Source organism: Promicromonospora sp. MS192 (assembly GCF_049532985.1).
GTDB lineage: Bacteria > Actinomycetota > Actinomycetes > Actinomycetales > Cellulomonadaceae > Promicromonospora.
Genome location: NZ_CP186693.1, coordinates 3681991 through 3696051 on the forward strand (window position 1 = coordinate 3681991; position 14061 = coordinate 3696051).

Genomic DNA, 14061 nt, shown 5'->3' on the forward strand with positions numbered 1-14061 from the left:
CGTGCGCGTCGCCTGCCCGTCGCCGGACGACCGAAAGGCATCTGTCATGCCCAGCTATCACGTCGGGACCACCACCTCCGCCGCACCCGGGACCGTGTGGCGCCTGCTGATCGACGGCCGCTCCTGGCCCCGGTGGTCATCGGGGCTGGACGAGCTCGTGGAGACCCGGTCCAGCGGGCTCGACCCGGAGGGCCGGGACGGCGTCGGGGCGGTGCGCGCCTTCCGCACGGGGCGCACCGTCGCGGCCGAACGGCTCGTCGAGCTGGTGGAGAACCGGAGCATGACGTACGAGGACGTCGTCAATCCTGCGCTGAGGGACTACCGCGCCGAGATCCAGCTCGAGCCGAACGCCGACGGCGGCACGGCCATCAGCTGGCGCGGCAGCTGGCGCGCCCGGCCGGGCGTCGGCTGGCTGATGCCGTTCATCCTGCCGGGTGTCATGCAGCGCATGGCCGACGACCTGTCCGCCTACGCCGCGCAGGTCGACCGCGAGGAGAGCCGCTGACGCGGTCGCAGCCTGGGATCGGCAGGTCCTGGATGTCTCCGGTCCCGCCGCCCAGTCTGGGTGCAGCGCCCGAGCCGGACAGCCCACCCGGACGGTGGGGGCGCTGCGCCACCACCCTGCCTCGCCGCCCCTCAGGAGAGACACGATGACATCAGACAACGATGCGGGACACGGCCGTTCAGGCGTGTCCCGGAGAAGCTTCCTGGGCGGCGGCCTCGTGGCCGCCGCCGTGACGCCGCTGCTGACCGGCCAGGCGGAGGTGGCCGAAGCCGCCTCGGTGACCACCGCGGACGGCGTCCACCAGGTGACCGTGCGCGCCGCCGTCAACGGCAGCCCCGTCACGGTGCGGGTGGACCCGCGGGCCACCCTGCTGGACACGCTGCGTGAGCGGCTGGACCTCAAGGGCACCAAGAAGGGCTGCGACCGGGGCCAGTGCGGTGCCTGCACCGTGCACGTGGACGGGCGGCGCGTGCTGTCCTGCCTCACCCTGGCCGCCACGGTCACCGGGCACGAGGTGACCACCATCGAGGGCCTGGCCGACGGCGACCGTCTGCACCCGATGCAGGAGGCCTTCGTCGAGCACGACGGCCTGCAGTGCGGCTTCTGCACCCCGGGCCAGATCATGTCGGCGGTCGCCCTGGTCGAGGACGAGGGCGGCGCGGACTCGGACGAGGAGATCCGGGAGCGCATGTCGGGCAACATCTGCCGGTGCTCGGCCTACCCGCGCATCGTCGACGCGATCCGGGACGCGCAGCAGGTGATGCGCTGATGCGGCCCTACACCTACGCCCAGCCGCGCTCGGTGCGCCAGGCCCTGCGCGACGCCGGGCCGGACACCGCGTTCCTGGCCGGTGGCACCACGCTGGTGGACCTGATGAAGCTCGAGGTGATGACGCCCGAGCACGTGGTGGACATCAACCAGCTCCCGCTGGACGGCATCACGCTGAACGGCAAGGGCCTGCACGTCGGCGCGCTGGAGCGGATGAGCGACGTCGCCGCCCACCCCGTGGTCCGTGAGCACTACCCGGTCATCGCCCAGGCGCTGGAGCTCAGCGCGTCGGGTCAGCTGCGCAACATGGCCACCATCGGCGGCAACCTGCTGCAGCGCACCCGCTGCGGGTACTTCCGGGACGTGTCCACCCCGTGCAACAAGCGCGAACCGGGCTCCGGCTGCTCGGCGCTGGAGGGCATCAACCGCGGCCACGCCGTCCTGGGCACCAGCGACGCCTGCATCGCCACCCACCCCAGCGACCTCGCCGTGCCGCTGGTGGCGCTGGGCACGACGGTGCACCTCGCCTCCCCGCGCGGCACCCGCAGCGTGCCGCTGGACACCTTCTACGCCCTGCCCGGCAGCACGCCCGACGTCGAGAACGTGCTGCGGCCGAACGAGCTCGTCACCGGCATCACGGTGCCCCGCTCCCCCTGGGCCGCGCGCTCCCTGTACGTGAAGGTCCGTGACCGGCAGTCCTACGAGTTCGCGCTCACCTCCGCCGCCGTCGCGCTCCAGCTGCGCGGCAGCACCATCGTGCAGGCCCGGATCGCGGCCGGCGGCGTGGGCACCCGGCCGTGGCGGCTGCCGGCGGTGGAGCACGCCCTGGCCGGCCGGCCCGCGACGTCCGCCACGTTCGAGGCAGCCGTCCGGCGTGCCGCGGACGGCGCCCGGCCGCGCGAGCACAACGCGTTCAAGCCCGCGCTGCTGCGCCGCACCCTGGTCCGGGCCCTGACCGAGCTCGTGGAGAGCCGATGAGCGGCCGGCCCGACGGCGCGAGGGCGGGTGACGGCCATGCTTGAGCTCGCCCCTGAGCTGCTCGGACGGGTCCGGCGCGGCACCCCGTTCGTGACTGCCACCGTGACCGGCGTGGCCGGTAGCGCCCCCCGGCAGCCCGGCTCGTCGCTCGTCGTGGACGCGGACGGCGCCGTGCTGGGCAACGTGTCCGGCGGGTGCGTCGACGCCGCCGTCCACGAGGCGTGCCAAGAGATGCTGGCCGGAGACCACGCCCCGCAGACCCTGCGGTTCGGGTACTCCGACGCCGACGCGATCGGCGTGGGCCTGACCTGCGGCGGCACCATCGAGCTGCTCCTGCGCCACCACGACCCGGCCGCCGGACCTGCCGCGGAGCGGGAGCTCGGACCGGCCCTCGCCGACGCCGCGGACGGCCGGGCGGTGGCCGTGGCCACGGTCGTGCACGGCCCGGACGCCCACCTCGGGCGGACCATCGTCGTACGGCCGGGCCGGCCGCCGCAGGGCTCCCTGGGCGACGAGCTGCTCGACCGGGTGGCCGAGGCCCGGGCCGCCGACCTGCTGCACGCCGGGCAGACCGGCACCGTCGAGGTCGGGGTGGCCGACAGCTACTGCCGTGAACCCATGACCCTGCTGGTGGAGTCCAGCGCCCCGCCCCCGCGGATGCTCGTCTTCGGCGCCATCGACCACGCCGCGGCCCTCGCCCGGCTCGGCACCTTCCTGGGCTACCGGACGACCGTCTGCGATGCCCGGGCCACGTTCGCCACCCCGGAACGGTTCCCGGACGCCGAGGTGGTCGTGGACTGGCCCCACCGCTACCTCCAGGCCCAGGCCGACGCCGGGCTCCTCGACGCCCGCACCGTCGTGTGCGTGCTGACCCACGACCCCAGGTTCGACCTCCCGCTCCTGACCGCCGCCCTGCGCATGCCGGTGGCCTACGTCGGCGCCATGGGCTCGCACCGCACCCACGAGGAACGCCTCGCCCGGCTCCGCGACGCCGGTCTGACCAGCGGCGAGCTCGACCGCCTGCACTCCCCCATCGGCCTCGACCTCGGTGCCCGCACCCCGCACGAGACCGCGCTGTCGATCGCCGCGGAGATCGTCGCCCACCGGCACGGCGGTACAGGGGCACCCCTGAGCACCGGCGTCCCCATCCACCGCAGTGCCCCGCCGGCCGGCGCACTCGCCCTCAGCAGCTGAAGGAGTCACGATGCCCCGTACCCCAGTCGGACGCGAGACCGACCGCGTCGACGGCAGACTGAAGGTCACCGGCGCGGCCGAGTACTCGGGTGACTACCGCGCCACCGACCTCGCCCACGCCCACCTCGTGACCAGCACCGTCGCACGAGGCACCATCACCGGGATCGACACGGCCGCCGCGCTCGCGGCGCCCGGTGTCCTGCGCGTGTACGCCGCACCGGAGCCTCGCCTCAACCTGTACCCGATCACCGGCCCGCTCGCCGGCTTCGTGGAGAACTACCTCCCCCTGAAGGACACGGAGATCCGGTTCCACGGACAGGCCGTCGCGATGGTCGTCGCCGAGACCCCCGAGCAGGCACGCGACGCCGCAGCGCTGATCACCACGACCTACGACACCCGCCCCCCGCGCACCTCCCTCGCGGACGAGCCCCACGTGCCGGCCGGCCCCACCCTCAGCGGGTCGCCGAGCAGCGTCGAGGTGCTGGCTCCCGGCGTCGGGTCGATCGACGACGCGCTCGCCGCCAGCGACGTCGTCGTCGAGGCCGAGTTCCACCAGAACATCCAGCACCACGTGGCCATGGAGCCCCACGCGATCCTCGCGGTCTGGGACGGCGACCGGGTCACGATCCACGCCGGCGCGCAGATCCCCGCGGCGTTCGCGCTCGGGATGTCCCAGCGGCTCGGGGTGCTGCCCCAGAACGTCCAGCTGATCAGCAAGTACGTGGGCGGTGCGTTCGGCGCCCGCGTCATCCTGTGGAGCGACACCCCGCTCCCCGCCGCCGCGGCCCGCGAGCTCGGCCGCCCCGTCCGGCTCGTCCTGACGCGCGAGCAGATGTTCACGCTCACCGGTCACCGTCCCGAGCTCACGCAGACCGTCCGGCTGGGCGCCTCCCGCGACGGCGTCCTGAACGCCGTCAGCCATCGGAGCGTCTCCGAGCGCCCGACCACCGTCGCCTTTCCCATGACGCCTGCCCACAACACCACGGACGCGCTGTACCGGACGCCCAACCTGCACGTCCACGCGGAGCTGGCCGTCCTGGACATCCCCGGGAGCCGCGCGATGCGCGGGCCCAACGAGGCTCCCGGGTCCTTCGCCCTGGAGACGGCCATGGACGAGCTGGCCGTCGCCACCGGCGTCGACCCGGTCGAGCTGCGGCTGCGCAACCACGCCACCGCACACCCGGTCTCCGGTCTGCCCTGGTCGAGCAAGCACCTCGAGGAGTGCTACCGCGTCGGGGCGGAACGCTTCGGCTGGTCCGCCCGCAGCGCCACGCCCCGGTCACGCGTCGACGGTCAGTGGCTGTACGGCACGGGCATGGCCGCAGCCATCTATCCGGCGCACCGCCGTCCCGCGAGCGTGCGGGTCCGGCTGCTCGACGACGACACCGCCGTGGTCTCGACCGGGATCTCGGACTTCGGCACGGGCGGGCAGACCATGGTCGCGGTCTCCGGCGCCGACGCCCTGGGGCTGCCGCTGGACCGCGTGACGCCCGAGATCGGCGACTCCCTGCTGCCTCAGGGCGCGCCCGCCGTGGGCTCCAGCGCCACGCACGCCACCGTGCCCCTGGTCGTGAACGCCGCCCGCGACGCGATCACCGAGCTCAAGCGGCTCGCCGTCACCGACGAGGCATCGCCCTGGCACGGCGCGAGCCCGGACGACCTGCGCTACGAGCGTGGGATCGTGCACGGCCTCGGCCGCTCGATGACCTTCGGTCGCCTGCTCAGGGCCGTGGGCTCGCCGGGCATCACCACGCTCGCCGAGTCGGCCGGCGACGCCGACCCGGGGTACGTGCACCACAGCTTCGGCGCCCACTTCTGCGAGGTCCGCGTCAACCGCTTCACCGGCGAGACCCGCGTCACCCGGTTCACGACGGTGGCCGACGTCGGCCGCGTGATCAACGCCAAGGCCGCCCGGAGCCAGCTCGTCGGCGGCGTCATCTTCGGCATCGGCCACGCCCTCCTGGAGGAGAACCACCTGGAGCTCACCACCGGACGCCTGACGAACAGCACCCTGGCCGACTACCTGGTGCCCGTGAACGCCGACGTGCCCGACATCGACGTGGTCATGCTCGACCGCCCCGATCCCGTCCTCACCGGACCGCTCGGCGACGGCAGCGAGGAGGTCGGGACCCGGAGCCTGGGCGCCCGGGGCCTGGGCGAGATCGGCACCGTGGGCTCGGCGGCCGCGATCGGCAACGCCGTCTACAACGCGACCGGTGTGCGGGTGCGCAACGTGCCCATCACGCCCGACAAGCTGATCTCGCTGTAGCGCTGCGGTGCCGGGCCACGAGCCCGGCACCGGAGCGACCCGTCAGCATCGACCGCAAGCGGGAAGGCCCGCCGCGCCTCGTCCCAGCTCGGCTCGCCGGGCAGGACGAGACTGCCGTCGAGCTGCTGGCTGGGGATGTGCGGCGCCTGGGCTCGCGTCGAAGCGGGACCCGACCACGTCACCGCAGCGGAGCGCCCGTTCCTAGGCCGACGGCTGCACCGATCGGCAGATCCCGCCGAGAACGAACGTGGTCCGGCGATCGTAGTCCGACCGGGACGGTCGGACGCCGTACTTGAGGGCGAGTGCGTTGTCGATCGTCAGCGCCTGGAAATCAGTCGGCGTGAACTCGCTGACCAGCACCCCCGCGGCATGTCCTTCCGCGACCAGGTGGTCATGAAAGGCGCCACCGGCGTGACACAGAGCCATGAGCTGCTCGGAGTCAGGAAATTCCTGCAGAAGAACGTCGTTGACCGCCGGCACCCGGTACTGGATGTCGCGAAGCGCGCCGACGTAGGAGCGGATTCGGGACCGGATCTCCACGACGGACCGCGCATCGTCGATCACTCTCCTCAGCTCGGCAGCGACGACGTCGTCGAGGACGGCGTCGATCAGCCCGACCCTCCCCCCGAACCTGTTGAAGATGGTCGCCTTGCTCACCTGCGCGGCTGCGGCGACCTCCTCGAGCGGTGCGGAGAGGCCCCGCTCCCGGAACACCTGCACCGCCGCGACACGGATCCGGTCGGCATTGCGGCGGGCATCGGTACGAAGGGTCACCACGACCGACCTCCTTGCTCGACGAGAGAACTTGACCAGTCAGGTCAACTTCGGTCACGATGCTATCGGACATGAAGTTGACCTAGCAGGTCAACTTCCGCACGAGGTTCCAGGCCAGCCGAACCACTGCCCGTGGAGCCGCACACGAAGGGACGCCCTCATGATCATCGTGACCGGAGCGACCGGCGCTCTCAACGGAGCAACGGTCGACCACCTCCTGAAGCGGGTTCCTCCGGCGCGCATCGGCGTCAGCGTCCGCAACCCCGACCGCGCGAAGCACCTGGCAGACCGAGGTGTCCGCGTGCGGCAGGGAAGCTATGACGATGCCGCGGCCCTGCGTCGTTCGTTCGCCGGCGCCGGGCAGGTGCTGCTCGTCTCCTCCAGCGACATCACCGCCGACGTCGTCACCCAGCACCGGACGGCGATCGATGCCGCCGTCGCCGCCGGGGCGCAACGAATCCTGTACACCAGCACCCACGGAACCGGCTTCGGCACTCCCTATCCTCCGCTCGCGATCCATGCCGCCGCAGAGCAGCACCTCGCAGCGTCAGGCGTCGCATGGACGGCGCTGCGCAACGGCTTCTACGGAGATCTCCGGCAGCTGCTCGGTCCGTGGCAGGAGACGGGGGTGATCGCCAAGCCCGCTGACGGTCCGTTCTCCTGGGTCGATCGGCGTGATGCCGCCGAGGCCGCCGCGGCAATCCTGACCAGCGACTCCCCGTTCGACGGGCCCGTCGACCTGACGCTGCCCTCACCCGTCACCCTCGAGGACTTCGCCTCGGCGGCGTCCGAGCTCACCGGCCGCGAGGTCCGTCGCATGGTCGTCGACGACGAGGAGTGGGTGGCCGACGAGATGGCGAACGGCGTTCCGGAGGCGGCCGCGCGCTTCACCCTGTCGATGTTCCAGGCGACACGGAGTGGTCACTTTGCTTCGTCCGACCCCACGCTCGTCCGGCTTCTCGGGCGGGCGCCGCGGAGCGTTGCCGATCAGCTGGCTGGTCGCGGCTAGGCGTCCGCACCTGCGGCGCTGAGCAAGCTCACAACGAGGCCGCCCAACGGACGCCGGACGTCCTGGGGGTGGGCTCGTCCTGGATCCGGTCGGGCGCCGGCGCCCACCTCGTCGAGAACGAACGTGCCGCCGAGGCCGACGGCCGGCCCGGGCTTGACCCTGACGCGACGTCATCGTTTGAAGTTGTCGCATGACACGGATCGGCGTCGACACCGGCACCCCGCACTCGGCCACGTTGGCTCTCACCCTCCTGTGGATCAGCGCGGCCGCTCTGCCCCTGCCAGGTCCCGGCCTCCGCCGGCTGGGCCGGGTATCACCCTGATGCGCATCTCAGAGCTGGCTCAGCTCGCCGGGGTAACGGTGCGAACCATCCGCTACTACCACCAGGCAGGCGTGCTGCCGGAGCCTCCGCGTCGGCCCAACGGGTACCGGGACTACACCGCGGACCACCTGGTGGCGGTGCTGAGGATCAACCAGCTGACCGACTCCGGCCTGACGCTGGCGCAGGCCGGAGTCGTGGCCGCCAGCTCTGGCTCCTCCGCCGACGAGGTGCTGGACGACGCGGACCGCGCCCTGGGAGTGAAGATCACGGCCCTGACCGAACAACGCGAACGGCTGGCCCAGGCACGTGCCGGACACCACGTGGGGCTCTCGACGGCGGCAGCCGCACTGAGCCTGACACCCGCCGACACCCCGGTCGCCATCGTGATCGCCCACCTCTACCGGGAGCACCCGCAGAGCGATGTTCTCGTCGAGGCGCTCCACGACCCGCAGAAGCGGTCGGTCCTGGCGTCCTTGCAGGAGCGCTTCGAGGCCATCGACGAGAGCACGACCGATGGCGAGCTCGATCAGCTCATGGCCCAGGCGCAGGCACAGTTCGCCGAGGCCCCCGACGGGATGCCGCCACTGACCGAAGAGCAGTTTCAGGTCCTCCTCGACCTGGCCGAGCACCAGCTGAACGACCGGCAGAAGAGCTTTCTACGAGGCCTGCGTCCCAGGCCGTCGCTCCACGACTGACCGCGGCTCTCCCGATCACCTGCTCGCCACAACACCAAGGAGTATCCATGCGCCTCTTCGACAACTTCCGAACAGTGCTGCGCGACAACTGGAATGCCTACCTGATTTCCAACCTCGTGGTCTACGGCACTCTCGTCATGGCGATGATCGCGACCGTCTATCTTCCCGGGCTCCGCGAATGGGGCATGGCGAATACCGAAGCCTTCTTGAGCTCGCCCGGGTCATCCGTGATCGTCGAGGCCTATGCCAGCGGCAGCGTCGTGAAGGCATCGCTGCTGACCTTTCTCGGTAACCTCCTGTTCGCCGCACTGGCGACGACGACGTTGCCCTCGCTCACCATCCCCTTCTTCGGTGTGCTCGCGACGCTCGGGCGCGCAGCATTCATCGGCATGCCGTATGCCCCGACAACACTCGAAGAGCTGGTAGTGGTCCTCGTCGCGTCGCCGGTGCTGCTGATCGAGTTCCAGGCCTACGTCCTGGCGATGCTGGGCTCCGTCATCCTCTGGCGCTCGACCTTCGGGTACCGGCGACGCAACCTGTCGTCGGCCTGGGACGGATACCTCGCAGGCATCAAGGACAACGTGCGGCTCTATCCGGCGATCATCACGTTGCTTCTTGGTATCGCGGTGATGGAAGCGCTCACGGCTCCGCTGCTGCGGTGAGCATCGGTGCGCCGCGACGACGGTCAGCCGTGTGGGTCAGACGTTGAAGCGTGTTATGTGGGCCTGACCTCGTGGTTCGCCGGTTGGCTTGGTGCCTTGGGGGAACTGTGGGGGAATCGGGCCGGGTGTGCCGCTGCCGCGAGGGCTGTGGCTGGGACTGCGACGGGCTGTCGTGATTCTCGATGAGCGGACTTGTGCCTGCTCCACTCTGAGGCTACCCGTTCGCCTCGATCAGGCAGGCGTCTGCTCCTCCAGGAACTTAACGGCAACGCCCCCTCACCAGCCCATGTCGCGCGCAACCTCCTCGCGCGCGGTGTCGATCTCGTCCTGCGTCGCACTGGTGACGTCGGTGTCCTGCTCAAACCGCGACAACAGGTCAACCAGCGCCTGTTTCTCCGCCGGATGCGAGATCGGCACGGCATCGAGATCGACCGACATGAGCCAGTCAAAGAGCACGACGGCATCGGCCCGCCAGAGGTTGAGACGAACCGTCGGAAAGTCAGGTCCCATGAACCCGCGCCGCCAGCCGCCAATCATGACTGCAGATCGGACGACTCTCCTCGCGCAGCAGCTACAGCGACACGGATGCGGTCAGCGAACGTTCGGGCGCCATAGCACCGGATCGTGAACTCGTACCCACTGGCACGCACGACGACAAGGCTGGTCACGAACCCCCGCTTGGTGGCGACCTCAGTGATGTCGACCAACGGGATGACGAAGTCAATCGGGCCATCGTGCATCGAACGGTTCATGTCGTTCGGGTGGAAGTGGTACTCGTTGGGTGTCAGCGTTGCCCGCCCTCCGACCCACAGCCCTTTGTAGATGGCGCGTGTCAGTGCCACCGCGGGCTCCACGAGCTTTCCCACTCCGGCCGCGCGAACGTTGAAGAGGGCGTTGGCGAGGCGGGAATCGATGGCATCGGCGATCACGACCACCGACAGTAGACCAGCGACAACTCACCGGACAGGATGAAGATCCGAGCAGGCGATCAGGCCGAACTACCCACTCACTACGCCGAGAGACTCGAACCCCTAGCCTTCTCCCGGTGAAGCGAGACTCTTCGACGTCCGCAGAGCAAGTAGACGAAGCGATCACGATCGCCCTGGTGAGCCCCAGAAACGGACAGCGCGGGTTCGATTCCCGTCACCCGCTCCACAGGGTCCGCCCCAGGTCAGAGAATGTTTCTCGAAGTTCCTCCGGCAGCTCCTGCCGCAGCTGCCGGACGCCGGGATCATTCCGACAGGCACGATCACTTGCCAGGACGCCCACGCCTGGCTCGACGCCAAAGCAGTCGTCCTCGGCGTCGGCTTTGATCGGAGCGTCGGCGGCGTGGCAACTGGCGACTACGCCGAGGCTCGAGCTTCCGCGCGCGAGCGGCTGGCGATCGTCGCCGATGAGGCCTGATCCCGCTGCCATCGCTAGTCGCCGAGGTGTGAGGTGAAGATCGGGTGATTCGCGCCATGTGCTGAACCCAAGCACCGCTGTCGGTGCAAGGATGCGCGATGTGCCTGGAGCGGCGCATCGGGTTTCTTGGGAGGGAATGGCATGGGATTTTGGGCTCGGTTCTTCGGCAAGAGTGAAACCACCATCAAGTTGCCGAAAAAACAACCGACGATCAAGCAACACTCCTCACCGCCGCGAGGTACCTCGACCCAGCGCTCCCCGCGACGCGCGGAATTCCTAAGCCGCGAGGATGAGGAACGCAGCTTCGTAATCGGTCCGGACGGAATGCCGAGCGGAAGGCTGAAGCGCATCGGCGATCGGCTCCTCATCGTGACCGACGATGGCGCAGGCACGGTGAATCCGAGGAGCGCGCGAATTTACTCGATGGGCATCTACTGCTTCGGCCTCCGCGGAACCGCCTATCAGGGTTCAGCGATCAAGCGTGGCGACTATCGCCTTGGCAAGTCCGTCCGACTGGTCCGCGAGCCCGACAACGAGCACGACCGCAACGCGGTGGCGGTGTACGCCGCAGGCACCGCCACGCGCGGCGGCTACGTCAACAAGATGAACGCCAAGCGCATCGCGGTTCGGCTCGACCGAGGCGAGGAACTATTGGCTATCAGCGTGCGAGGTGACGGACCGGGTAAGGAGGATCTACGGCCAGTCATCCTTGTAGCCTCGCCGCGGGTCATAGCGCACCTGACGCGGTGAAGGTCTGGGGCGCCCCTGACGCGGTCACGCGGACGCCGACAGTGGCTCGCCACGCAAGTGCGAAGTTTCAAGGTCTCGGCCCATCCCGCCAACTGCCCTGATAACAGCTTGCGGTTTCGCTTTGTCCGCTGGGGCCGCCCTCGACTCGGCGACCTCCAGCGCAGCGACAAAACGATCGAGAGCCGTCTCTGAGTTGGGCCAGAGGCCGGCTGCAGGAAGTCGATCACTCGTCAAGGAGCAACGACCCCCCGAAACGGCGCCCCGCCAGGCCGCGACCTTGCAAACATTGCCTGGTCAGCTCGCTGCGTTCTGGGAGGCCGGCTCCGCCTTACACATTGCGTCGGCCTCCCTCAAGACCAGGCGGTACGACGAGGCTCTCCACCACCTCGATCAGGCCCATCGCCTCGCGCCAGACTGGGCTACCAGCCAACCGCTGGGCGCCGCCACGATGTGGGCACTGCTCGACCGGGGCACGAGGCGACGTGGGCCCCAGTTCGCGGCACTCGCCAACGCCTTCGGCGCGCTCTAGCCACTCGCTACGACAAGCACGCCATGGTCTACCGCGCCGGCGCGGTACTGGCTGCAATCGTGGTCTGGCTTCGCAGCTGAGTCCTGGTCCACGACAACTGGGTACGCCCTGTGGGACGCTTCGGGTCCACGAAGGGAGCCAGAGTGCTTGAGAGGTTCGCCAAACGCTTCCAGGTCGAAGTCCCACCGGTGCCAACAGTCAGCGCTACTGAACTCCTGGGCAGGTCAGGTGGCACGACGATCCGTTCAGGGCTCTACCGGATCCATACACCTACCTCGGCGGCACGAGCCGACGCCCTGGTGCGCGCGGCCTACCCGGAGTTCACGACCACCATCTCGTGCTTCGGGCACGACTGGCTCGGGCGACAGTTCTCCCTAGATGCACGAAACGGGCCAGCGCGCGAACCGACCGTCCTCATGTTCGAGGTCGGGACTGGAGGGGCGCTTGAGATCCCCGTGCCGTTCTCGGACTTCCACGACATCGAGTTGGTGGACTACCCAAACGCAGCACTCGCCGCAGGCTTCTTCGACACGTGGCTGGAGTCAGGTCAGCCGTCTCCGTCGCCTGACCAGTGCATTGGGTACCGCATTCCCCTCTTCCTAGGCGGCGAGGACGACATCACGAACCTGGAGGTGACCGACCTCGACGTCTACTGGTCCACGTTCGGACAGATACGAGTGGGCTTGAGCAGCACCAGCGACAGAACAGCCGTGGCACCGGTCGACTTGAGAGACATGCCCTAAGCCCTAAGGTGCTGAGCCGCGGTCCATGAGCCAGCCGGAACTGGCAACATCCGTTAGCGGAGCGTCGAAGTGGTGTGCGCACCTGACCTGCACGGATATGTCTGCACACCCTGGTGTGCGGACATCTTGGTGTGCGCAGAGCGTGCGCTCACCAGTCATCCTCGACGCACGGATGTGTACTTGCGCTTAGGCCGCCAGGAAGTGGCAAACGGGTTGGAGTCCGGAAGCCCAGCCGCCGGGCCATGCCCACGCGCAAGCGTGCGCCGTTTTCCACGCGCTGACTGTTCCTGCCCGAGGGCTCAGAAGCGTTGCCGAAGGTCAACCGGCATTCGGCCTGGTCAGGCGACCAGGCCGAAACCCGGGTGATGCTCAGACGTTGAACCGGAACTCCACCACGTCCCCGTCCTGCATCACATAGTCCTTGCCCTCGATCCGCGCCTTCCCGGCCGCCTTCGCCGCCGCGACCGACCCGGCCTCGACCAGGTCCTCGAACGAGATGACCTCGGCCTTGATGAAGCCCCGCTCGAAGTCGGTGTGGATCACGCCGGCCGCCTGCGGTGCCGTCCAGCCCTTGTGGATGGTCCAGGCGCGGGCCTCCTTCGGGCCAGCCGTGAGGTAGGTCTGCAGACCGAGGGTCTCGAAGCCGACCTTCGCGAGCTGGTCCAGGCCCGACTCGTCCTGGCCGGTCTCGGCCAGCATCTCCGCGGCCTCCTCGGGCTCCAGCTCGACGAGCTCCGACTCGAACTTGGCGTCCAGGAAGATCGCCTGCGCGGGGGCGACCACCTTGCGCAGCGCCTCCTGCGAGGCGGCGTCCGCCAGGCCGGCGTCGTCGGTGTTGAAGACGTAGATGAACGGCTTGGCCGTCATGAGCTGCAGGCTCGCGATCTCGGCGAGGTCCAGGCCGGCGTCGGCAGCGCCCTGGTACAGCGTGATGCCCTTGTCCAGGATCTCCTGGGCCTTCTTCGCGGCCGCGTACAGGACGGGGTCGCCGCGCTTGATCTTGACCTCCTTCTCCATCCTCGGCAGCGCCTTCTCGAGGGTCTGGAGGTCGGCCAGGATCAGCTCGGTGGAGATGGTCTCGATGTCGCCGGGAGCATCGGCCGAGCCCTCGACACGCACCACGTCCGGGTCGTCGAAGGCACGCGTGACCTGGCAGATCGCGTCGGCCTCGCGGATGTTGGCGAGGAACTTGTTGCCCAGGCCCTCACCCTCGGACGCGCCCTTGACGATGCCCGCGATGTCCACGAACGACACCGTGGCCGGCAGGATCCGCTGGCTGTCGAAGATCTCGGCGAGCTTGTCCAGCCGCTCGTCGGGCAGCGAGACCACCCCCACGTTGGGCTCGATCGTGGCGAACGGGTAGTTCGCCGCGAGCACCTGGTTGCGGGTCAGAGCGTTGAAGAGGGTGGACTTGCCGACGTTGGGCAGGCCGACGATGCCGATAGTGAGAGCCACGTCG

The 14061-nt window shown here is 69.4% G+C and carries 15 protein-coding genes; 11 read left to right on the forward strand and 4 right to left on the reverse strand.

Features of this window, described 5'->3' with window-relative positions:
- Positions 1–46: 46 nt before the first annotated feature.
- The 5 genes from ACO229_RS16555 (at position 47) to ACO229_RS16575 (ending at position 5714) form a co-directional block, all read left to right on the forward strand.
- The gene (locus ACO229_RS16555; RefSeq protein WP_423462168.1) at positions 47–505 is read left to right on the forward strand and encodes an SRPBCC family protein; all 459 of its coding nucleotides are present in this window, start codon (positions 47–49) and stop codon (positions 503–505) included.
- Positions 506–650: 145 nt separating this feature from the next.
- Positions 651–1274 carry a (2Fe-2S)-binding protein gene (locus ACO229_RS16560; RefSeq protein ID WP_397417901.1) on the forward strand — a complete coding sequence of 208 codons (624 nt, stop codon included), beginning with the start codon at positions 651–653 and terminating at the stop codon, positions 1272–1274.
- Complete coding sequence (locus tag ACO229_RS16565) at positions 1274–2251, forward strand: FAD binding domain-containing protein (RefSeq protein WP_423462169.1); 978 nt, start codon at positions 1274–1276, stop codon at positions 2249–2251. Before ACO229_RS16560 ends, ACO229_RS16565 begins: the two co-directional genes overlap by 1 nt.
- Positions 2252–2287: 36 nt before the next feature.
- Positions 2288–3445, forward strand: coding sequence for an XdhC family protein (locus tag ACO229_RS16570; RefSeq protein ID WP_423462170.1), 1158 nt, complete (start codon positions 2288–2290; stop codon positions 3443–3445).
- A gap of 10 nt (positions 3446–3455) precedes the next feature.
- Entirely contained in the window at positions 3456–5714 is a 2259-nt protein-coding gene (locus ACO229_RS16575; RefSeq protein WP_423462171.1) for a xanthine dehydrogenase family protein molybdopterin-binding subunit, read from the forward strand.
- A gap of 201 nt (positions 5715–5915) precedes the next feature.
- Here the strand turns inward: ACO229_RS16575 and ACO229_RS16580 are convergent, their stop codons facing one another.
- Positions 5916–6491, reverse strand: a complete 576-nt coding sequence (locus tag ACO229_RS16580) for a TetR/AcrR family transcriptional regulator (RefSeq protein ID WP_423462172.1) — start codon at positions 6489–6491, stop codon at positions 5916–5918.
- Between the two features lie 157 nt (positions 6492–6648).
- Here ACO229_RS16580 and ACO229_RS16585 point away from each other — a divergent pair, with 157 nt between their 5' ends.
- The 4 genes from ACO229_RS16585 (at position 6649) to ACO229_RS16600 (ending at position 9176) form a co-directional block, all read left to right on the forward strand.
- On the forward strand, positions 6649–7497 hold the full coding sequence (locus ACO229_RS16585) for an NAD(P)H-binding protein (protein WP_423462173.1): 849 nt from the start codon (positions 6649–6651) through the stop codon (positions 7495–7497).
- A 190-nt stretch (positions 7498–7687) separates the two neighbouring features.
- Positions 7688–7819, forward strand: a complete 132-nt coding sequence (locus ACO229_RS16590) for a hypothetical protein (RefSeq protein WP_423462174.1) — start codon at positions 7688–7690, stop codon at positions 7817–7819.
- The gene (locus tag ACO229_RS16595; RefSeq protein ID WP_423462175.1) at positions 7819–8514 is read left to right on the forward strand and encodes a MerR family transcriptional regulator; all 696 of its coding nucleotides are present in this window, start codon (positions 7819–7821) and stop codon (positions 8512–8514) included. The genes ACO229_RS16590 and ACO229_RS16595 overlap by 1 nt, the downstream gene beginning before the upstream one ends.
- A 47-nt stretch (positions 8515–8561) precedes the next feature.
- Positions 8562–9176 carry a hypothetical protein gene (locus ACO229_RS16600; protein ID WP_397429584.1) on the forward strand — a complete coding sequence of 205 codons (615 nt, stop codon included), beginning with the start codon at positions 8562–8564 and terminating at the stop codon, positions 9174–9176.
- Between the two features lie 276 nt (positions 9177–9452).
- Here ACO229_RS16600 and ACO229_RS16605 read toward each other — a convergent pair whose 3' ends face one another.
- Both ACO229_RS16605 and ACO229_RS16610 read right to left on the reverse strand, forming a co-directional pair.
- On the reverse strand, positions 9453–9713 hold the full coding sequence (locus ACO229_RS16605) for a hypothetical protein (protein WP_397429583.1): 261 nt from the start codon (positions 9711–9713) through the stop codon (positions 9453–9455).
- Positions 9710–10105: a hypothetical protein gene (locus ACO229_RS16610; RefSeq protein ID WP_397429582.1), complete on the reverse strand. Its 396-nt coding sequence runs from the start codon at positions 10103–10105 to the stop codon at positions 9710–9712. Before ACO229_RS16610 ends, ACO229_RS16605 begins: the two co-directional genes overlap by 4 nt.
- A gap of 616 nt (positions 10106–10721) precedes the next feature.
- Between ACO229_RS16610 and ACO229_RS16615 the strand changes: the two genes are divergently transcribed.
- Positions 10722–11330, forward strand: a complete 609-nt coding sequence (locus ACO229_RS16615; protein ID WP_423462176.1) for an HIRAN domain-containing protein — start codon at positions 10722–10724, stop codon at positions 11328–11330.
- 672 nt (positions 11331–12002) lie between these two features.
- Complete coding sequence (locus ACO229_RS16620) at positions 12003–12602, forward strand: T6SS immunity protein Tdi1 domain-containing protein (protein ID WP_397429580.1); 600 nt, start codon at positions 12003–12005, stop codon at positions 12600–12602.
- Positions 12603–12971: 369 nt separating this feature from the next.
- Here ACO229_RS16620 and ychF read toward each other — a convergent pair whose 3' ends face one another.
- The gene (ychF, locus tag ACO229_RS16625) at positions 12972–14057 is read right to left on the reverse strand and encodes a redox-regulated ATPase YchF (RefSeq protein WP_423462177.1); all 1086 of its coding nucleotides are present in this window, start codon (positions 14055–14057) and stop codon (positions 12972–12974) included.
- Positions 14058–14061: the final 4 nt, after the last annotated feature.